Source organism: Emticicia sp. 21SJ11W-3 (assembly GCF_024138715.1).
Lineage (GTDB): Bacteria > Bacteroidota > Bacteroidia > Cytophagales > Spirosomataceae > Emticicia > Emticicia fluvialis.
This window is the reverse complement of sequence record NZ_CP092074.1, coordinates 355,121-375,171: the sequence shown is the minus strand read 5'-3', so window position 1 is coordinate 375,171 and position 20,051 is coordinate 355,121. Positions and strand designations below refer to the sequence as shown.

General features: G+C 40.3%; 17 protein-coding genes, 1 tRNA gene and 1 pseudogene. 11 read left to right on the top strand and 8 right to left on the bottom strand.

What is annotated here, in order from left to right:
• Positions 1 to 58 precede the first annotated feature (58 nt).
• Positions 59 to 1,168, bottom strand: a complete 1,110-nt coding sequence (locus MB380_RS01485) for a hypothetical protein (protein ID WP_253532466.1) — start codon at positions 1,166 to 1,168, stop codon at positions 59 to 61.
• Positions 1,169 to 1,758: 590 nt separating this feature from the next.
• Here MB380_RS01485 and MB380_RS01480 point away from each other — a divergent pair.
• Together MB380_RS01480 and MB380_RS01475 are read left to right on the top strand one after the other, a co-directional pair.
• Positions 1,759 to 2,067, top strand: coding sequence for a helix-turn-helix domain-containing protein (locus MB380_RS01480; protein ID WP_253532464.1), 309 nt, complete (start codon positions 1,759 to 1,761; stop codon positions 2,065 to 2,067).
• Positions 2,064 to 3,293 (top strand): type II toxin-antitoxin system HipA family toxin, encoded by a 1,230-nt coding sequence (locus tag MB380_RS01475; RefSeq protein ID WP_253532462.1) that lies wholly within the window; start codon positions 2,064 to 2,066, stop codon positions 3,291 to 3,293. The genes MB380_RS01480 and MB380_RS01475 overlap by 4 nt, the downstream gene beginning before the upstream one ends.
• 201 nt (positions 3,294 to 3,494) lie before the next feature.
• Here MB380_RS01475 and MB380_RS01470 read toward each other — a convergent pair whose 3' ends face one another.
• Complete coding sequence (locus MB380_RS01470; RefSeq protein WP_253532460.1) at positions 3,495 to 3,932, bottom strand: SOS response-associated peptidase; 438 nt, start codon at positions 3,930 to 3,932, stop codon at positions 3,495 to 3,497.
• A gap of 135 nt (positions 3,933 to 4,067) precedes the next feature.
• Between MB380_RS01470 and MB380_RS01465 the strand changes: the two genes are divergently transcribed.
• From MB380_RS01465 to MB380_RS21925, 3 genes and pseudogenes are all read left to right on the top strand, one after another.
• Entirely contained in the window at positions 4,068 to 4,787 is a 720-nt protein-coding gene (locus MB380_RS01465; RefSeq protein ID WP_253532452.1) for a hypothetical protein, read from the top strand.
• A 125-nt stretch (positions 4,788 to 4,912) separates the two neighbouring features.
• Positions 4,913 to 5,866: a transposase gene (locus MB380_RS01460; protein WP_253535497.1), complete on the top strand. Its 954-nt coding sequence runs from the start codon at positions 4,913 to 4,915 to the stop codon at positions 5,864 to 5,866.
• Positions 5,867 to 5,892: 26 nt separating this feature from the next.
• Positions 5,893 to 6,362: pseudogene (locus MB380_RS21925) on the top strand (transposase).
• Positions 6,363 to 6,470: 108 nt separating this feature from the next.
• On the opposite strand, the gene MB380_RS01455 reads toward MB380_RS21925, so the two are convergent.
• A tRNA-Met gene (locus tag MB380_RS01455) sits at positions 6,471 to 6,543 on the bottom strand.
• A gap of 85 nt (positions 6,544 to 6,628) precedes the next feature.
• Between MB380_RS01455 and era the strand changes: the two genes are divergently transcribed.
• From era to der, 3 genes are all read left to right on the top strand, one after another.
• Entirely contained in the window at positions 6,629 to 7,531 is a 903-nt protein-coding gene (gene era / locus MB380_RS01450) for a GTPase Era (RefSeq protein ID WP_253532450.1), read from the top strand.
• Between the two features lie 30 nt (positions 7,532 to 7,561).
• Positions 7,562 to 8,461, top strand: coding sequence for a DMT family transporter (locus tag MB380_RS01445; protein WP_253532448.1), 900 nt, complete (start codon positions 7,562 to 7,564; stop codon positions 8,459 to 8,461).
• Positions 8,462 to 8,660: 199 nt separating this feature from the next.
• Positions 8,661 to 9,971 (top strand): ribosome biogenesis GTPase Der, encoded by a 1,311-nt coding sequence (gene der / locus MB380_RS01440; protein WP_253532446.1) that lies wholly within the window; start codon positions 8,661 to 8,663, stop codon positions 9,969 to 9,971.
• 64 nt (positions 9,972 to 10,035) lie between these two features.
• Here the strand turns inward: der and ettA are convergent, their stop codons facing one another.
• The gene (gene ettA, locus MB380_RS01435) at positions 10,036 to 11,700 is read right to left on the bottom strand and encodes an energy-dependent translational throttle protein EttA (protein WP_253532444.1); all 1,665 of its coding nucleotides are present in this window, start codon (positions 11,698 to 11,700) and stop codon (positions 10,036 to 10,038) included.
• 198 nt (positions 11,701 to 11,898) lie between these two features.
• Here ettA and MB380_RS01430 point away from each other — a divergent pair, with 198 nt between their 5' ends.
• Positions 11,899 to 13,173 (top strand): DUF349 domain-containing protein, encoded by a 1,275-nt coding sequence (locus tag MB380_RS01430; protein WP_253532442.1) that lies wholly within the window; start codon positions 11,899 to 11,901, stop codon positions 13,171 to 13,173.
• A 155-nt stretch (positions 13,174 to 13,328) separates the two neighbouring features.
• On the opposite strand, the gene MB380_RS01425 is transcribed toward MB380_RS01430, so the two are convergent.
• Positions 13,329 to 13,718 (bottom strand): hypothetical protein, encoded by a 390-nt coding sequence (locus MB380_RS01425; protein ID WP_253532434.1) that lies wholly within the window; start codon positions 13,716 to 13,718, stop codon positions 13,329 to 13,331.
• Positions 13,719 to 13,835: 117 nt separating this feature from the next.
• The gene (locus MB380_RS01420; RefSeq protein ID WP_253532432.1) at positions 13,836 to 14,210 is read right to left on the bottom strand and encodes a hypothetical protein; all 375 of its coding nucleotides are present in this window, start codon (positions 14,208 to 14,210) and stop codon (positions 13,836 to 13,838) included.
• Between the two features lie 986 nt (positions 14,211 to 15,196).
• Between MB380_RS01420 and MB380_RS01415 the strand changes: the two genes are divergently transcribed.
• A complete protein-coding gene (locus tag MB380_RS01415; protein ID WP_253532430.1) occupies positions 15,197 to 15,985 on the top strand; it encodes a DUF1080 domain-containing protein in 789 nt (262 codons plus the stop codon).
• Between the two features lie 226 nt (positions 15,986 to 16,211).
• A complete protein-coding gene (locus MB380_RS01410; protein ID WP_253532420.1) occupies positions 16,212 to 17,201 on the top strand; it encodes an aldo/keto reductase in 990 nt (329 codons plus the stop codon).
• 65 nt (positions 17,202 to 17,266) lie between these two features.
• On the opposite strand, the gene MB380_RS01405 is transcribed toward MB380_RS01410, so the two are convergent.
• Positions 17,267 to 19,609, bottom strand: coding sequence for a M56 family metallopeptidase (locus MB380_RS01405; protein WP_253532418.1), 2,343 nt, complete (start codon positions 19,607 to 19,609; stop codon positions 17,267 to 17,269).
• Between the two features lie 38 nt (positions 19,610 to 19,647).
• Positions 19,648 to 20,034, bottom strand: coding sequence for a BlaI/MecI/CopY family transcriptional regulator (locus MB380_RS01400; protein ID WP_101728277.1), 387 nt, complete (start codon positions 20,032 to 20,034; stop codon positions 19,648 to 19,650).
• Between the last annotated feature and the right edge of the window lie 17 nt (positions 20,035 to 20,051).

Here is a 20,051-nt window from a genome sequence, read left to right as displayed (position 1 = left end):
TTCTATAGAACTAAGAATTATTGGTATGTCAATTGATGGCACAATAATTTTAAATTATTTATTGGTTGTGGTTAGAAAGAGCATTTACGACAGCCGCTCCTACTATTATTCCACCAAGCACTTGTTCATAGTCGTCAGAATCTCTTAAAGCACTATTAACTCCCTCTTTCAAGAACTCCCACTTTCCATTATCGTAGGCACTAACAGCACCCCAAGTTTTAAATGTACGGTAATCAGACCACGGATTATTAAACATTCTTGATTCCCAAGAGCAGATTATACTAAAAGAATATTTATGTCTAATTGGATCATAAGTACACGACTCTTCACTAATACTAGCAATAGTATTTCTCCCAGTATTTGGTGAAATCTTTTTTTGTAGAAATGAAGTTATATTCTCCCCAATCTCACGACAATAAGTAATTTGTTGCTCTCTTGTTTTTTGCTCAAAAACTATATCATTTAACTTAAATGTATATTCCCTTCCATCAATGGTGGAAACAGCTTCTACATGGAGTTCCACACGCATCTGCTGACTAATGTTTCTTTGCAGATTGCTCTCAAAAGCTCGAAATTGAGAAGATTGATTTAAATCAAATATTCCATCTGCGTCTTGCGGAGTGAGAGTGATTAATACTGTGGGATCATTATCTAAAAATAATTTTAAAGTTGTGGGAAAAGACATGCCACTTTCAAAAGTCTCAAAATCAGAAGAACCTTCAAGCAATGGCCTTTTTTTGTCAATTAAGATCTGATAACCAAGTTTATCTGTTGCATCACCTAGTGGAAATTCTATCTTATTTGTCATAGAATATCTTTTGGGCGATGCCTTTATAGTCCTTTGCTCTTTTAAAATTTCCCCATTTTCAAACTCGACTTCAACCTGTACCGTAATTTCAGCCTCAGAAGGTAGATCACGATCAGGTAAGGTTATAGAATGTGAAGAACCCCGGTAAAAAATGCCTTTACTAGGAGTAGAAAGAGTAATCTGCTCATTCGTAGGTAAAGCTACTTTTTTTTCGAATAGTGCCTTTTTTGTAAATCCCGTTTCAATCTGTAATGTATCCCAACCTTGACGAATTAATTGCAGATTCGAGAATTCATAACTTTCACAAGAAGAACATAGAAAGATAAAGCTAATACTACTAAGCATAAGCTGCTTATTCATAGAGTGGGAGATTTAAAAATGAATAATATAAGAAATACTATAACATTATAACATTATTGTTTAAGCATTTACCTAACTGCGCTTTTATAAATGCTTTTCATAAAAAATGATATCAGCGAAGTTGCAAATCATAATTTTACATTACAATATGTATATAATAGGAGTAAATTAGAAACTTATAAAACAGAAAAAAAATAAACTTATTTAACGGCACCCGAATTATCGATAGCGTAGATTTGTCAATCGCCAAATAATTTTGAATCAGTGTGCCAAACTGTATGCTTTTCGAACCACTTTATTGAAGATTTAAAACGATTAGCTCCCGTAACTTCTTGATGTGTGGCTTGGTTCGAGACTGCCCGTGCTACCAGTTTTTGTTGAATTGCCTAGCCCCAACAGGACTGTTATAGAATCGCTAATACACGAAACCAGTCGCTCCGGAGCGTTTATTATTGCCATCTGTAGCTACGCGCATACATATACCATCCCCTAATTTATTATAAAAAAGAGATAGACTTTCTAGTTGAATTTAAGTACATTTGTAATACAATAGTATCAAAAAATAGATTTTTGCTTGCATAACTAATATCATGATATCACTTTTAACCCCTTCTAAAGCCCAAAGAAAACTGACTGATAATATCCGTAGCAGACGTTTGCTTATGGCGATGACTCAGGAAGAATTAGCGGAACGCTCAGGCGTTCCGCTGCCGACCTTGAGGAAATTTGAGCAGAAGGGGTTTATTTCTCTGGAATCTTTTCTCAAACTTCTTTTAGTGGTTGGTGGACTTGAAGAAATCATTGACGCTACAAAACCCAATAAACCGTTATTCAATTCGATTGATGATGTGCTGAAAGTGGAAAGAGGTTTAACACGTAAAAGAGGGCATCGGAAATGAAAAAAACATTAGCAGATATTAAAGTAGGGTTGGACTTCGGTGGAGATATCTGGCCTGTCGGGCGTTTAGCTGCTCATGATGGAGTTATCTATTTTGAGTATCACAATGCTTTTCTTCAATCGAACCTTGAAATTTCACCACTACGTTTGCCACTAAAACCGGGAGTTTCTTCATTTGCACCACGACCTTTTGAAGGCCTGGCTGGGGTATTCAGTGACAGCTTGCCTGATGGTTGGGGACGTTTACTATTTGACCGCTATATGCAGTCACAGGGAGTGCTGTCATCAGAGATAACACCTCTTGAACGTTTGGCCTATGTGGGATTAAAAGGTATGGGAGCCTTGGTCTATGAACCGGACTTCAGTCAGCCTGATATAAATGGTTTAATTCAACTGGATTATTTCGCCGAAAAAGCTGAAGAAGTCCTTACCGGAAGTTCTGGTGACGTTATAAAAGAACTCTTGAGCTTAAATGGCTCATCTGCCGGAGCCAGACCTAAAGCCCTTATCGGACTAGATAAGAATCGCCAAAATATATCGCATGGAGCAAAACATCTTGCAGAAGGGTTTGAACCCTGGCTTGTTAAATTTCCCAATACGTTGGATGGTAAGGATGCTGGTGCCATTGAGTATGTTTACGCCATCATGGCGAAGGCAGCAGGCGTGAATATACCGGAGGTACATTTGTTCCCCTCACAAAAGGGAGCTGGTTATTTTGCCGTCAAGCGTTTCGACCGGGATGGCTCAAAGCGGTATCACATGCATACAGCAGCAGGATTGCTGCATAGTGATTACCGAATGCCCTCATTAGATTACGAAGATTTACTGACTCTCACAGGAGCACTTACCAAAGATATGCGTGAAGTAGAAAAGATGTATCGCTTGGCTGTTTTCAATGTGTTATCTCATAACCGGGATGATCATGCCAAAAATTTCAGTTTTCTGATGGATAAAACCGGACAATGGCAATTATCTCCTGCTTATGACCTTACCTTTTCCAGTGGACCCAGGGGAGAGCAAAGCACTATGGTCATGGGAGAAGGGAAAAATCCAAAAGAGCAGCACTTAATAAAATTAGGATTGGAAGCTAAACTTTCAAAACAATTGATTGACGGTATCATAGATCAAACCAAATACGCTTTAGGGCAATGGAGGCAATTAGCTAAAAAATATGGGGTGAGTCCTGAAAAGATAACTTTAATTGAGACTCAAATTAAAAGAACTTAAATCGGCATGCTTTTATTGATACTCCTTTAACACTGAAAATGTATTTGAAATACCGACTATTAATGAACGTAATTTGTTATCAGTTCGCAAACTGCCAATTAGGGGCAGCCTTAATTCACAATACTCGCATTGATATTTTATTGGTACACGGGTTGGTACGCAGTAAATATCTGTTTTGAATTGCTCACTTTCTAAGTGAATCTAAAAGATTGAAAAACATGGTGGAGCTAACCGGTCTCGAACCGGTGACCTCTTGCATGCCATATGAACATTTCTATAGGATTTCGTCGTATCAATTTCTTCACCACGAGCATTTAAAGTATACTTACTATTTAATCCTGACTCTGCCCAAGAAGGAATAAGCCCCCACTCAGTTAGGAAGATTCCCTTCCTGGCAATAATAGGTAATTTCGGATGAGCCTGGCCAACAACGTGATAAAAGTTAGGAAAGTCTATGACATCAAGTTTAGCTTTCCAATTTTCTACTGCCTCAGGTGAAATAAGTTCGTCTGACCTAGGCTTAGCAACCTTCACTTTAAAATCACCTATGTGTGCCTGCCATTCAGGGGCAAGAATGTCATTATACCAGATTGCTAAATCGGATAGTTTTTTGACTAGGAATGATAGGCGGTAGCACATTTTGAAAAGAATGTTTTATATAAAAATACAAAGTATTATAACTTAAAAAATTGTAGTGCCTATAAATAAGATTTTCTATGAAATCTCTAATAATTCTAATACAATTGCAAGAATTAATTTAAATCTTTTGAAAGAATGAAAAACTTATCCTATCTGTTAATTTGCTTCATATTTTTCGGATGTGGAGCTTTAAAGAACAACAAAGGCCTAAGAACCCAAGGAGATCCACAAGATGCACAATCATATGGATATCAGCCAATTGACCCACTTCCAGTACAATTTTTTCACACTAATGGTATAACTGGATTGCCAACGATTATTGATATAAACCAAGTTCCGGAAAGAAATGAGAAAGTATTACAAACTTTGCATGATGAAACTATGAGACTTGCTATTCGAGAACTTGATGGAAAATTTAATGGAAGTTTTAGTAGTGCTAAATTAGGATATGAAAACAGAACATATGAAATAATATTAGATTATATTAAGTTTGATACTAAGTCTCTATTAGTAAAAATTACAAAAGAAAATAAAAATAATGAGGATAAACCGAGAAGCAAATCCAGAAAAAAAGGTTATACCGATTCAAATGATTTTATTGGGCTTGATTATATCATAGGCTCAAAACCTAATCATAATAGAGATGAAGAAGAATCATCTGAATTGCAAGCCCGTCCAGCTAATACAGATGTTACAACATCAGTTATCGTACCTGTTTATGTAGGTGTAGGATTAAGATTTTCTGCAACTGTTAAAGTCAATAAAGGTAATGTTGACTTGGGCAACTTATTTGCGCTGGGATTAGCTGGAGAGGCAAATAAAGTAACAGGTACTGCTGAATCTCACTACTGGTAAAACAGTCTATAGAAATTGGGAAATGGTAGCAGATGGCACTCGAATGACAAAGGAATTCGCATTTTTTTTATCGGAACGCCGACCGAAAGGACTTGGTAGATAATACCCCCATTAGTTGTAAAACACTGGGAGAACTTTATGGCTTAGATGGCAAGCGATTCCAGGAGCAGTACGTGAGTCATTTAAGTGACTTTAAGAGTTGGCCACAGGCCTCATATGCTGAAGATTGGTTGTTGTTCACTGAGAATATTGGTGAATATCTATCTATTGATGAGACGAGCTTATCGCAGGGAGAGCTTTATACTATTCTAACTAATAAAGCGGCTAAAGGACGTAAAGGTACTTTAGTAGCCATGATAAAAGGCACTGAAAGTGAGAAAATCATAGAAGTATTACGTCAGATACCTGAATCTCTAAGGAAGAAGGTAAAAGAAGTGACTTTAGATTTAGCTCCTACAATGGAGAAAATAGCCAGAAGAGCATTCCCTAAAGCCAAACTTGTAGCGGATAGGTTTCATGTTCAACAGCTAGCCTGTGATGCAGTACAAGAGATTAGAATCCAACACAGGTGGCATGCTATGGAAGAAGAAAACAGGCAAATGCAGTCAGCTAAAGAACAAAAAACACCATTTACGCCTCAGGTGTTAGAGAATGGAGATACAATCAAACAGCTACTCGCCCGGAGTAGATATTTACTTTACAAAAAGCAGCATAACTGGTCTGAATCACAAGCACATAGAGCACAACTATTATTTAAATTGTATCCTGACATTGCAGAAGCTTATGTATTGAGTAGAGGATTATCTGACATTTTTACCCATTCCAAAGAAAAGATTGTAGCATTCAAAAAGCTGGCACTATGGTATAATCAGATTGAAAAGGCAAGTTTCGATTCATTCAATACAATTGCCCGAACGATTCAGAATCACTATGAGAAAATCCTGAACTTCTTTGACAGAAGAAGTACCAATGCTTCAGCTGAATCTTTCAATGCAAAAGTCAAAGCACTAAGAAATCAGTTTAGAGGGGTAAGAAACATTACTTTCTTTCTGTTCAGGCTCGCCAAGATTTATGCTTAATCCCCAACTTTTTCGCTTGAGCCCAAATGCAATCAGCTAAAGAACAAAAAGTATCTTTTACCCCTCAAATACTAGAGAACGGAGATACACTCAAACAACTTTTAGCCCGAAGTCGGTATTTACTTTATAAGAAGCAACATAACTGGTCTGAATCACAAACACACAGAGCTCAAATCTTATTCAGATTATATCCAGACATTGCAGAATCTTATGTATTGAGTAGAGGATTATCTGACATTTTTACCCATTCCAAAGAAAGAATTGTAGCATTCAAAAAGCTGGTACTATGGTACAATCAAGTTGAAAAGGCAAGCTTTAATTCTTTTAATAGCATTGCCAGAACCACTATGAGAAAATCCTGAACTTCTTTGACAGAAGAAGTACCAATGCATCAGCAGAAGCATTCAACGCTAAGGTCAAAGCATTAAGAAACCAGTTCAGAGGTGTAAGAAATATTACTTTCTTCCTCTTTAGACTCGCCAAGATTTATGCGTAGTCCCAAACTTTTTCGCTTGAGCCAAGAAAACAGCAAAATGTTGTACCTATGTTGTACCAACAAAAAAAGGCAGCTACATTTTTACATGTAACTGCCTGATAATCAGAGTAGCGGGAACAGGACTCGAACCTGTGACCTTTGGGTTATGAGCCCAACGAGCTACCAACTGCTCCATCCCGCGATGTTGTTCCTAAATCGGACTGCAAAGGTACAGCTTTATTCGAAATAAAAAAACTATCTTTGCAAAAAAACAAATATTTTTTCTTGTGGACATCATTTCTCCGAATCATAAAGCCGGGTTTATCAGTATTGTGGGTAAGCCCAATGTGGGTAAATCTACCCTGATGAATATTCTGGTGGGCGAACGCCTCTCAATTATTACCTCTAAGGCACAAACAACGCGCCACCGCATTATGGGTATTGTTAACGGTGTGCATCATGGCACCGAATTTCAGCTAGTGTATTCTGATACCCCCGGTATCATCAAGCCCGTGTACGAGCTTCATAAATCAATGATGCACTTTGTGCATGGCTCTTTAGATGATGCCGACGTGATTTTGTTTGTAACCGATATTTTCGAAAAACACGATGAGAACGATGTGCTAGAGAAACTTCAGCGCATAGAATCTCCTATTCTGCTAATCATCAATAAAATAGATTTGGCAAAACCAGAGCAGATAGAAGAAAAAATAGCCTATTGGAAAGAAAACTTCAAAGCTACTGATGTAATTGCCATTTCGGCGCTGGAACAACAGAATGTAGAAGGACTGCTGGATAAAATCATTGATTTTCTGCCTAATCACCCGCCCTATTTCCCTAAAGATGAGTTGACAGATAAGCCGGAGCGATTCTTTGCGGCAGAAATAATTCGCGAGAAAATCTTCACTAATTATACGAAAGAGATACCTTACAGCTGCGAGGTTGTAATAACGAGCTTCAAGGAAAAAGAAGATATGATTGTGGTAAGTGCCGAGATTTATGTTGAACGTACCACACAACGGGCCATTCTGCTGGGCCACAAGGGCGAGCGAATAAAAAAAGTCGGAGTAGAGGCCAGACAGGAAATGGAAAAATTCTTCGGCAAAAAGATTTTTCTGGAACAGTACATAAAAGTTGAACCAGACTGGAGAAACAAGCGCAATAAATTAGAAAAATTTGGTTACGAATAATTCAGGCAGAAGTTTTAAACCCGGCTACCAATGTTATACCTTATCTTAAGTATTGTTTTTTCGGTCTTGTTGCTGATTAATTTCCGGATTTACCCGAAATACCAAATCAGCACTTTTCAGGCTATTGCTTTCAATTATCCGGTCTGTTTTTTAACAGGACTGGCTTTGATGCCCGAAGGGCAGCACTTCGAACTGAATTTTACTGAGGACTGGCCGCTATACGCCCTGCTGCTGGGTGTGGGGTTTATTATCACTTTTATTCTGTCTGGTGTTTCTACCCAGAAGATGGGCATTACGGTAACCTCACTGGCCAATAATATTTCGTTGGTTATTCCGGTTCTTTTCAGCCTTTTTGTGTTAAAAAATACTGGTCGCGCCTTCGACTGGCTCAATTATCTGGGGCTGGCACTGGCTGTTGTGGCTGTAGGGTTAAGTACCTATAAACCCAACAAGGAAAAGATTTCAGGCAAAGGGCTGGATTTCCTGCTGCCCATTGCCGTTTTTTTGCTATATGGCATTACCAATACGGCTATCAATTACCTGAACATGCAATACATTACCTCTACTGACCGCACTGTACCCGTTACGCTTGTAATGGTGCTGGGGGCAGTAATAGCCGGGGCGGTATCGTTACTGATTCAGGTTGTAAGAGGCAAAGAAAAACTAGCCGGTAAAAACCTGCTTGCCAGTATTACATTGGGGGTACCCAATTTTTTATCGTTCTATTTCCTGATACTTACACTCTCGGCCTATGGTAACAGTGGTGCATTTGTATACCCCATTTACAACATTGGCGTAATACTGGTTTCGGCCACGGTTGCCTGGTTGTTTTTTAAAGAAAAGCTGACGGATCTCAACAAAGCAGGGCTTATGCTTGCCATTGTGGCCATTGCTTTGATTTCCTGGCAGGATATTCGGGGAATTTTTTAGGTATACGTGAACCCAAAGCCATAGTACTGTGTTGATACTCAACAGAATTCCCTCTGTTTTCCCTATCTTTGTTCCCCCAATTATGGCAAATACCCAAAGAGACTCACAGACCTCTCTCTTTGAAGGTGTTTGAAATTTTGTTTTTTTTAGTTCAGAGGTCTTCATTTATAATTTATACCCGCTTAAGGGTTAGGGGTTTATGGCAAATATTGTTGCAATTGTAGGCCGGCCGAACGTCGGTAAATCTACACTTTTTAATCGTTTAATTGAGAGCCGTGTGGCTATCACAGATAATATGCCGGGTGTTACCCGCGACCGCCACTATGGACATGCCGTATGGACAGAGAAATATTTCACAGTAATTGATACCGGCGGATACGTGGTGGGCTCGGAAGATACTTTTGAAGAAGCCATCCGTGATCAGGTAGAAATTGCTATTGAGGAATCGAGTGTTATTTTGTTTGTGGTAGACACCATGACCGGATTAACCGATTTGGATAAAGATTTTGCCAACGTTCTGCGTCGCTCAAAGAAACCTGTTTTTGTGGTGGCCAACAAAGCCGAAACTTTTGAGCGCCAGCAAACGGCATCAGAGTTCTATGAGATGGGGTTAAGTAACGAAATCTTTGCTATTTCGGCAGTAGACGGAGGCGGAACCGGTGATTTGCTGGATGCCGTGGTAAAAGAATTTGAAGACGATGGTATTGAAAACCCGAACGAAGGTATACCGAGAATTGCAATTCTGGGTCGGCCGAACGTGGGTAAATCATCTTTTCTGAATGCCCTTACCGGAAAAGACCGCAGCATTGTAACCGATATTGCCGGTACTACCCGCGATGCCATTGATACCCACTACAAACTTTATGGCAAAGATTTTATTCTGACCGATACAGCCGGTATCCGTAAAAAAGCGAAAGTACACGAAAACATTGAGTTTTATTCGGTTTTGCGTTCTATTAAAGCCCTTGAGGATTCTGACGTATGTATTATTCTGCTTGATGCCAGCAAAGGAATTGAGGCGCAGGACATCAGCATTATAGCCAACGCGCATAATTCTAAAAAGGGTATTGTGCTGATGATTAATAAATGGGATCTGGTAGAAAAAGACTCAAAAACTGCCGATACCATGAAAAAGGAGATGCTTGAACGCATTGCGCCCATGAATTACATGCCCGTGATATTTGCCTCGGTTATAGAAAAACAACGTATTTTTCAGGTAATTGAAAAGGCCATGGAGGTTTTTGAAAACAAAACCAAAAAAATTACCACTTCAAAATTGAATGAGGTAATGCTGCCAATTATAGAGAACACGCCACCGCCGATGTTGAAAGGGAAGCAAATCAAGATTAAGTATTGTATTCAGTTGCCAACGCCGTCGCCTACGTTTGTGTTTTTCTGTAATCTGCCGCAGTACATCAAGGATGCCTACGAGCGATTCTTACAAAACAAGATACGCGAGCACTTCGGTTTTGATGGTGTACCAATCACGGTTTTTTTCAGACAGAAATAAAAAACATCTATAAAAATGAAGAGGCCCCGTCTGATGACAGGGCTTCTTCGCTTTTAAACTAACTCTATTGCAATTTTTTATATTTAATACGCTTAGGTGTTACATCAGTACCCAGGCGTTTCTTTCTGTTTTCTTCGTATTCAGAGAAGTTGCCTTCAAACCAATACACCTGCGAGTCTCCTTCAAATGCCAGAATATGCGTAGCAATTCTGTCGAGGAACCAGCGGTCGTGGGAGATAACCACCGCACAACCTGCAAAGTTTTCAAGACCTTCTTCCAAAGCACGTAGGGTATTTACGTCCAGGTCGTTGGTAGGCTCATCTAACAGTAGTAAGTTACCGCCTTCTTTCAGCATCATGGCTAAATGTACACGGTTTCTTTCACCGCCAGATAGATTGCCTATTTTCTTTTCCTGGTCTGCACCCTGAAAGTTAAAACGGCTCACATAGCCACGGGCATTTACCTGCTTATTACCCAGCATTACCCAGTCGTTACCACCTGATATCATCTCATAAACAGACTTGCTGCCCTCCAACTGGTTATGTTCCTGGTCTACATAAGATAGTTTCACGGTATCACCTACCTCAAAGCTGCCCTCAAGTGGCTGCAGCTGCCCGGTTATAAGTTTAAACAAAGTGGTTTTACCAGCACCATTGGGCCCGATAATACCTACGATACCGTTTTGCGGCAGGCTAAAATTCAGGTCTTCATACAACAGCCTGTCGCCAAAGCCCATTTTTACACCTTTGGCTTCAATTACCTTGTTGCCCAGACGCGGCCCCGGCGGTATAAACAGCTCCAGTTTATCTTCTCTTTCTTTGCTATCTTCATTCACCATGCGGTCGTAGGCAGCCAGACGGGCTTTCGATTTAGCCTGACGTGCCTTGGGCGCCATGCGCACCCATTCCAACTCACGTTGCAGGGTTTTCTGGCGTTTAGATTCCGACTTCTCTTCTTTCTCAAGTCTGTTCTGCTTTTGCTCCAGCCATGAAGAGTAGTTGCCTTTCCATGGAATGCCCTCTCCCCTGTCCAGTTCAAGAATCCATCCGGCAACGTTATCAAGAAAATACCTGTCGTGGGTAACGGCAATTACCGTTCCTTTGTACTGGCGCAGGTGTTCTTCCAACCATAATACCGACTCGGCATCCAGATGGTTGGTAGGCTCATCGAGCAGCAACACATCAGGTTGTTTCAGCAAGAGGCGGCAAAGTGCCACACGGCGTTTCTCTCCTCCAGACAATGTCTCAATTCTGGCATCTTCCGGCGGGCAACGCAGGGCATCCATTGCGCGCTCCAGGCGGGTGTCCAGTTCCCAGGCGTCCAGTTGGTCCAGCTTCTCCTGCACCACGCCTTGTCTTTCAAGAAGTTTATCAAAGTCGGCATCGGGTTCACCAAAGGCATTGTTAATATCATCAAACTCTTTCAACAAATCCACAATTTCCTGTACGCCCTCTTCCACTACTTCTCTCACGGTTTTGTTCGTGTCCAGTTGTGGTTCTTGTTCTAAAAGACCTACTGTATAGCCGGGCGAAAAAACCACATCGCCATTGATGTTCTTATCTAAGCCGGCAATTACTTTTAGCAAGGTAGATTTACCCGAGCCGTTGAGCCCAAGTACGCCGATTTTGGCTCCATAAAAAAAAGACAGGTAGATATTTTTGAGAATCTGGCGATTGGGAGGTATGATTTTACTCACCCGCTCCATAGAAAAAATTATTTGCTCACTCATCTTTAAACGTGGTTTCTAAGAAAGATTAGTTGTTTTAAGTTAAATTTTTTGAATAATAAAGGGAAAATCTGTTTTTTTTCTCCAAATAATAAAATTTTGTTTCAAATATCGTCATTCAAGTTTGCATTATACAAAAAAACTGCGAATTTTACCTTTTCAAACCACAACCCTTGACTCACAAGCCATGTGATTTTAATTATGGACGGCGCAACATTAGAAAACGAATACGCTTACATCAAAGACGGTAAGGTATTCTTAAAGGGCTATTTAGATATGCCCGACCGACAAATTGGCGAAGTAAAACGCACAGAAGAAGAAGCTTTCCAGTATTTCATTAACCGTTACCAGATTGCGGTAAATAAGGTTAATCAACTTGAAACAGAAATCGTTGAAGCCCAGAATAAGGGCTCCTTCTTAACGAAACTCACGCAACTTCGCAAGCGACTGCTGAACTTCGACGGTATCGGCGATTTCATTCCATTGCTCAACAAGTTAGATGAGCAAGAGGATTATCTTCGTGGGCTTATTGTTGGCAACCAGGCAAACAACCTTACTATTAAGCAAGCGTTGATAGCCGAAGCCAAAGAAGCCAAAGAAGATGTTGACTGGGGTATTGTAGCTGAAAAGCTGCAGGACATTAAAACCCGCTGGATCAGAACGGGCCCTGTTGACAAACCTTATCAGGATGATATTGAAACCGAATTCCGCGAAGTACTGGATGAGTTCTATCAGCGTAGAAAAGCCTTCTACGAAGAGCAGAACAGAATCATTGCCGAGCGGATGGAAAAATATAACGAGCTGGTTAAAGGCGCCGAGCAGTTGTTCCGCATGGGTAACTGGGAGTTGTCTTTTGCTGAATTGAAAAGATTGCAGAATGAATGGAAAAACGTGGGGGATGTACCTCCGAAACGTTTGAAGTTTGAATTCCGCCGATTCAAGAAGCTTACCACCACGTATTATGAAAAATACTGCGCGGCTAAGGGTATTCAGATTAAAACCCGCGTTGACCCTCGCGTAGAGGCACAACAAAAAATGATGGAGGAAGCCGAAAGACTGGCAGAAGCGAAGGATATTTTTGCATCAACAGAAAGAGCAAAAGTATTGTTGAACGACTGGAAAAACATCAAGGTTCCTTCTCATCTGGCTGTTCGGAACGTGGCAGAGCGCTTCAGAGCTGCCTGCGACAAGATTTTTGAATTGAGCTACCTGATGAAGGTTATCACCAGAAAATTGCCGAACTATAATTATCTGAGCGAAAGACAACAGGTACTGACCAAGTATCGTGAAATGGAAACGATTGTTACCCGTGCCAGAGGTGAGTTGAAACAGCTCATTGAAAGCTATGACGGTGTGGCACGTAACCCTGACATGGACAAAATCATGACTTCGAACATTCAGACACAGCGACGCAAGTTGTTGATGAAAGAAGTGATTCTTGAAGAATTGAGACGTGCCGCTCAGAATGTGCAATAAGGTATAAAACCGTAACATAACAGAAAGCCCTGCTTGCGTGCCAAGCAGGGCTTTTGTTTTAAGAAACACCTATGCCTAAACGTAAATAAAAAACAGCGTTGCGGAAAATGACCACAACGCTGTCTGATTACCCTAAACTAAATACTAATGATCTATTATTTTACTTCTACAGTTCTGTAATCAGTTGGTTTCGGAGAGTTCGTTTGCACGCTTACTTCTTTCACCACGGTTTCTTTACCATTTGTAATTTCAAAACGGTAAGCGCCGTCTTCCAGGCCTTCCAGATTAAATTTCTTGGCAAACTGAGTTGCTTTTCTGTTTACCACCTCAACATAGATGGTTTCATTTTTAGCATTTTTTACACGAATCTCCACCCAGTTACCTTGCTCTTTGGCAATCATAACATTGATTTTCATGGAGTTCATCACACGATACATACCCACATCAAAAGTTTTGCCTTCAGGCAATTCAGTAGCAAATACTGATGAGATAGTGAACAAACCAGCTACAAGAGCTAAAGCGAAATTTTTTACAGACTTTTTCATAATTGTAATTTTTTAAAATTTAAATGTTAGCTTTTTCAATTTAATAGATGCACTTAAAAAACTTTTGTGTCAGCATTTAAGTTAATCGGCAAAATAACCTGATGAGCGGTTAAATGCTTAATAGCTTAAAGAACCGGTACCTTTTAATATTTCTTTGGTAATGATGCGGTCGCCGTTTTTCAACTCAACATAATATTTACCAGGTTTCATGTTACTCATATCGAAACACAATTTGTATGCGGTAACTTTTTTACCAAGCACTTCTTCGTGTAGCAGGCTTCCGTCAGCATCCATCAATTTGATAGTGGCCGAAACCCCTTTATCTTTAGTAAGATTCATGTTCAGTTTCATTGAATTAGTATAACCGGCTTCGTACATCCCTACGTTAAGGTTACTACTTTTATATTCAATTTTTTTATCATCAGCATTGGCGTTGAATGCGATTGATGTTGCTAATAAAGCGATGGCGATGGTTGATGTTAACGTTTTCATAATTTTATTTTTTAAGATTTTATTTAATATTTTTTGATGATTTAAAATTAGCCGGGCTTTAGTTGTCAGTTTGGCTTTTGTGATGAATACCTGATTTTTTGTTCTCAATCTTCATTTTATTATGCCTCTGTTTTTTGCCTCAACCGGTACTTGTTTTTCTTTGTTGATTCAAAGTTATGTGTTTTACTTGGTACTATGCTATACAAACTACTTGAATGGTTATTTTAAAAGGATAAACGGTTAGTAGATTTGATAGTCTTAATTGTCATTGAAATCAGAATTTTATTTTGTCAATTTTTAATTACTTTACTTTTTCGCAACAAAAACAAAACTTTATTCTGCAAAAAGTTAAAATTTGTTAAAACCTCTAATTTTTACTTTTACTGCTTTTTTATTTTTATTGCTGCTTTGACGATTCAAATCTAGAGTGTCTTTTTTAATTAGTTAACTCCAAATTTATGAGCGGTCAAAGCTAATTCATGAACGGTTAAAGATTAATGTGTCATTGGCTTGATTCACTGGTTTCACAAAATTTTATTCTATCTGTATATACTTTACTTTAAAAAAAAGGTTACAAACAAAATAATATTCCGGCAAAATCGTTTTCGAGCCCTTTCCTTCATCCGTTCGTTATATATATATGACAAACTCGTGCCAAAAAAAATTAAAATTCTTTAAAAAACACATAAAAGACTTATAGTCAACAACTTAAATACATTTTTGCGTGCCAAAAAAAAACAACAGCTACAAAAATTTGTCCGTTATCGTACGTTTATATTCCGTTTCCGTACACTCTACACTTTATTCGCGGGGATTTTTCATCCATAAATATTAGCCAAAAGCGCGTGCAGAGGCTATTTGAAAGAGAAATAAAGAATAAATTTTATAATTTTTTTGAAGCATTCTTTTTAAAAAACTTGTAGCTTGCAAAGAAATCTATGCCTGCTACAGGCAGATACAGTAACATTCAACCTTATATATTCAAGATGAAAAAAATACAGATTCTAGCTGCTTCTTTTGCCATTGCACTTTTAGCCAGTTGTAACACCTACGCTCAGAACGGATACCCGTCTAACCCTCCGGAAGTTTCGCCTATGCCCATGAAACCTGAAATGACAGAAATCTGGAATCCTGAGGTAGTAGTGGTTACACCAGGTAAGACCAATGCCGATGCTCCGTCTGATGCCATTGTGCTTTTTGACGGCAAAGACTTGTCGCAATGGGTAAGCGCTAAAGACGGCAGCCCTGCAAAATGGAAAATCGTTAACGGCATATTGGAGGTAGTTCCAAGATCGGGCGACATTAAAACCAAATTGAAATTTGGCGACTGCCAACTGCATATTGAATGGAGCGCCCCGGATGAAGTAGCAAGCGCAGGCCAGGGCCGTGGTAACAGTGGGGTTTTCTTCCAGGACCGTTATGAGCTACAGGTATTAGACTCTTACCAGAACCGCACTTATCGTAACGGTCAGGCGGGTAGTATATATAAAGACGCAGCTCCATTAGTAAACGCCATGCGTGGACCATTAGAGTGGAACACCTATGATGTAATCTATACCGCACCTCGTTTTAAACCAGATGGCCGCCTGGATTACCCGGCACGCATTACTGTATTGCATAACGGTGTGTTGATTCAGAACAATACAACCATTCTGGGTCTGACCAACTACATCGGCCTGCACTTGTATCCTGAGGCACATGGTGATGACGTAATTCACCTGCAAGACCACGGTAACAAAACACAGTTCAGAAACATCTGGATAAGAAAGCTGTAATATTAACAGCTTACATATAAAGTTAAACACAAATGCCGCCTCCACAAAAGAGCGGCATTTATGTTTGATACCAACTAATGCCACTAGAAATATTAAATTGTTTTAATCTGCTATTAAGCATAAACCAAACCGCTGCACCTATTGTTGATATACAGGCAGGTGTTTATGATTTTGGCCTGTTTTCTGCCTGCAACGTACTATTTTCTTACACTTCAAATAGATTACAATGAAACAAAGTAAACTCGGGAATCAGGGGCTGGTAGCCTCGCAGATGGGTCTTGGCTGCATGGGCATGTCAGAATTTTATGGTAATAGTGATGACACCGAATCTTTGCGCACCATTAACCACGCTATTGATGCAGGTATAAATTTACTTGATACCTCAGATATTTACGGCCCTTTTAAAAATGAAGTACTGCTCGGCAAGGTTTTAAAAGAAAGACGCCACGAAGTGGTGCTTGCCACCAAATTTGGTATTGTAAGAAGTGCGACAGACCCTACCGTAAGGGGTTTTAACGGCACGCCCGAATATTGTAAAAAAGCCTGCGACAACAGCCTGCAAAGGCTGGGTATTGACACCATAGACCTGTATTACCTGCACAGGGTAGACCCGAACGTACCCATTGAAGAAACGGTAGGCGCAATGGCCGACCTCGTGAAAGAAGGCAAGGTAAGGTACATTGGTTTATCAGAGGCAGCTCCTGCCACACTGCGCAGGGCATTTAAGGTGCATCCGGTGTCTGCTTTGCAAACTGAGTATTCGTTGTGGTCAAGAGAACCTGAAGATGAGATTATACCTACCTGCCGTGAACTGGGCATTGGTTTTGTGCCTTACAGCCCGCTGGGAAGGGGTTTTCTGACAGGAGAAATCAAAAGTTTTGATGATTTGGCTGCGGACGATTTCAGAAGATTCTCACCACGCTTTCAGGGAGAAAACTTCAACAAAAACCTGGTTCTGGTAGATAAAATAAAACAACTGGCTTCACAAAAGGGCTGTACGGCCTCTCAGTTGGCATTGGCATGGGTAATGGCTCAGGGAGACGACGTCTTCCCGATTCCGGGTACCAGACGCATCAAATATCTGGACGAAAACATGGCTGCTGCCGATATTAAATTAACAGCAGATGAACTAACTGAAATAAATAGCATTGCCCCAAAGAACATTGCTGTGGGCGACCGCTATCCGGCTGCCAGTATGCAATTCTTAAATGGCTAAGGTTAAAATGCATAGAGCCACCTTTGAAGTGGCTCTATACAATTTTCTTAAGACAAACTCAGAAATCAATACCTTACAACTCCCTCTCTTGGTGCAGGAGGTGCTTTAGGAGCGGCTGCAGGTTGAGGGACACGTCTTATCGGCGATTTTGGAACAATGGGGGCATCTAACGGCGCCGGTGGTACAGGTGGCAAAACCCCGGCCCTGCCAATCAGGTGTGTCTTGGGTGGCACAGGAGGAAGGGCTTTACCGAAATAATGATTGATGTTTCCGCCATTAGCATAAGTACTGAAATTAATACTTTCACCTTTTACTTCTATCCTGAAATCTTTATCTTTCAAACCTCTCATTTGGCTGCCCCAGTTTTTATTAATCAGGTTCCATACTTTTTCATAAACTGCCTGTGGCTGTGGTTCCATATTTATCAGCAGCTTTTCGCTTTTCAGCCGTATCTCGTAATCTTTCTTGTCTTTAATTAATCCTGCCTTATAGAGCGACTCCGTAAAATCGGCAAACTCTTTCCTGAAACGGGCTTCTTCTTCATTGGCCAGCTTTTCTATTATGCGGCCTTTTTCTTCCATCAGGTGGCTAAGGCTGTCCATTGGTTTGTCAAAACGCTCTACTAACCTTTGCATACTGTCCATAGGAGCGTTCAGTTGTTCCATTTTTTGCTGAACAGACATCATTTCCTGTTCTACCTTCTTCATTTCCTGTTCAACCAGGCGCATCTGATTTTCTAGCTCCCGCTCTTTTTTCTGTAAAGCCTTTACCTTTTGTTCAGCATCTGCCGGCATTTTTGAACCACGATACTGGTTTTCGAGTTTTCTTATCACAAGGTCGACTTCCTGCATTTCTATGGATATGTTCTCTATCTTTCTTTGTGGCACTTCCATTTTAGCCGATATCAAATCCATTTCTTTGCTATGCTTCTCCATCTGCTTACTAAATTTATCCTCTATTTTTTGCCAGTGTTTTTCTCTTAGCTGGTTGTATTTCTCCATCTCTTTATTTAGCAATTCCATCTCATTCTCTACCTGTTGCAATCTTGTAGTATCGGCATTATAGCCTCCGTGCTCAAAAAACTGTTGCCTTACTGCATCCATTTCAGATTCATGAATACCTGGCACTACTGCAAAATTTGCGTTTTTTGACCTCAGAAAATCAATAGCAAAAAGCTTCATATTATCAAACTCCTGGCCTTCAAGTACTTTACCTTCTTCTATAATTTTTACTATTTCACCTTTTTTATTCTTATAAACACCCACATCCCTTTTATCTTTTTCAAAAAAGTAGAAGTCCATTTCTTCTCTGGTTTTATCTGGCCTGGCACTGCTTCGGGTTGTTTTATCAGTTGTGGCAATTCTCTCCTGCCCATAAGCTACCCCAACTGCAATAATCATAACCAATCCTACAAAAACAGCCCAGTTGCCGTAGCTCATTGGTTTGGCGTCGTTAATGCCCACAATGCGCTTGATTCTGTCCATAAAAGTTTGTCTTTTGGCGCCAAAGGCCATAGCCAGGCGTGGTTGCTGCTGAAAAGTAGCCACCTGGGTCAGTGCTTTGGCAAGGGCCAGTCTGTCACCGCAGATGTTAACGGCGTAATCGTCACAGCAGTTTTCTCTTTCATCACGCACCTGTGCTGAAATAAACCAGGTAGCCGGATGATAAAAAAACAGAATTTCTACAAAACTCTGGAAGATATTAACGAGGTAGTCGTAACGTTTAATGTGCGCCAGCTCATGTGCCAGAACGGCCTCCAGTTGTGATACAGTTAGCCCTGACATGATACCTGCCGGTAGCAGAACGATAGGTTTTATCCAGCCGATGGTCATAGGTACAACTGCCTTGGCAGACTCAAATAATCTGATAGGTATGTTTAATTGCATTCTGGCTTGTAAATCTTCCATCATGCCCAGTATTTCGTCTTTTACAGGGTTTATAGATTGTACTTTCAATTGCTGCACATAAACAAAACCTACTATTAAACGCAATAAAAGCAGATTAGCGCCAATGAACCAGAATAGAACGAACGTATCGAGGTTGGAGTGTATGAAAAGTTCTGCCTGCTGAATGAACGATAAACGGGTGGCTGCACCAAAGACGGAAACGTTGTCAAGGCCGGTGGCCGCATTCTGAATAAAAAATGCCGTGAATCTTTTTTTGCCTTCAACCAGATTTTCAGCTGGTTCGAACACAACAAAAAATGTTACAACAGCACTAATAAATTGTAGGCTTAATGAGCCTATACCCTGCCAATAGCGTGCATGAGATGCTTTGAAAACCTGGCGTAAAATGCCGAATGCAACTACAATAACAATGCCCTGCCATAACGAATGAAAGAGGGTCCAGCCCAGTGCAGAACTGATGTTTTCGGGGATACCCGTAGTAAAGTCAAAAAGCTTTTTCATAATTTGTTAAGTATTTGTATTGTACGTTTAGTAATAGGTTACTTTGCTTTTTCGATAGAATCAATCAGTTTTTTGATTTCATCCAGTTCTGCTTTGCTTACCTGCTGGTTGCCCAAAGCCTGCATTACCATGCGGGTAGCCGAGCCGCGAAACGCGGTGTCAATAAATTTATCAAGAAGCATGCCCTGGGTTGACTCCTCACCTACTGCGGCTTCATAGACATGGTAGCGGCCTTCGTCGGTACGGCTTACCAGTTGTTTCTCAAACATAATCTGCATCAGTTTGAGGGTTGTCGTATAGCCCACTTCTCTGGTTTTAGACAGCTCGTCGTTCACCTGTCGAACTGTGGCTTTACCTAATGCCCAGAGTATCTGCAATATTTCCAGTTCCGACTCTGTGGGTTTAATCTTGATTGGCTTTTCCATAATTATCTTTTTCCTTA

Excerpts from the sequence above, each read along its gene's own strand:
- MB380_RS01485 (WP_253532466.1), bottom strand. The coding sequence starts at position 1,168 with ATGAATAAGCAGCTTATGCTTAGTAGTATTAGCTTTATCTTTCTATGT.
- MB380_RS01480 (WP_253532464.1), top strand. The coding sequence starts at position 1,759 with ATGATATCACTTTTAACCCCTTCTAAAGCCCAAAGAAAACTGACTGAT.
- MB380_RS01475 (WP_253532462.1), top strand. The coding sequence starts at position 2,064 with ATGAAAAAAACATTAGCAGATATTAAAGTAGGGTTGGACTTCGGTGGA.
- MB380_RS01470 (WP_253532460.1), bottom strand. The coding sequence starts at position 3,932 with ATGTGCTACCGCCTATCATTCCTAGTCAAAAAACTATCCGATTTAGCA.
- MB380_RS01465 (WP_253532452.1), top strand. The coding sequence starts at position 4,068 with ATGAAAAACTTATCCTATCTGTTAATTTGCTTCATATTTTTCGGATGT.
- MB380_RS01445 (WP_253532448.1), top strand. The coding sequence starts at position 7,562 with ATGTTATACCTTATCTTAAGTATTGTTTTTTCGGTCTTGTTGCTGATT.
- der (WP_253532446.1), top strand. The coding sequence starts at position 8,661 with ATGGCAAATATTGTTGCAATTGTAGGCCGGCCGAACGTCGGTAAATCT.
- ettA (WP_253532444.1), bottom strand. The coding sequence starts at position 11,700 with ATGAGTGAGCAAATAATTTTTTCTATGGAGCGGGTGAGTAAAATCATA.
- MB380_RS01430 (WP_253532442.1), top strand. The coding sequence starts at position 11,899 with ATGGACGGCGCAACATTAGAAAACGAATACGCTTACATCAAAGACGGT.
- MB380_RS01425 (WP_253532434.1), bottom strand. The coding sequence starts at position 13,718 with ATGAAAAAGTCTGTAAAAAATTTCGCTTTAGCTCTTGTAGCTGGTTTG.
- MB380_RS01420 (WP_253532432.1), bottom strand. The coding sequence starts at position 14,210 with ATGAAAACGTTAACATCAACCATCGCCATCGCTTTATTAGCAACATCA.
- MB380_RS01415 (WP_253532430.1), top strand. The coding sequence starts at position 15,197 with ATGAAAAAAATACAGATTCTAGCTGCTTCTTTTGCCATTGCACTTTTA.
- MB380_RS01410 (WP_253532420.1), top strand. The coding sequence starts at position 16,212 with ATGAAACAAAGTAAACTCGGGAATCAGGGGCTGGTAGCCTCGCAGATG.
- MB380_RS01405 (WP_253532418.1), bottom strand. The coding sequence starts at position 19,609 with ATGAAAAAGCTTTTTGACTTTACTACGGGTATCCCCGAAAACATCAGT.
- MB380_RS01400 (WP_101728277.1), bottom strand. The coding sequence starts at position 20,034 with ATGGAAAAGCCAATCAAGATTAAACCCACAGAGTCGGAACTGGAAATA.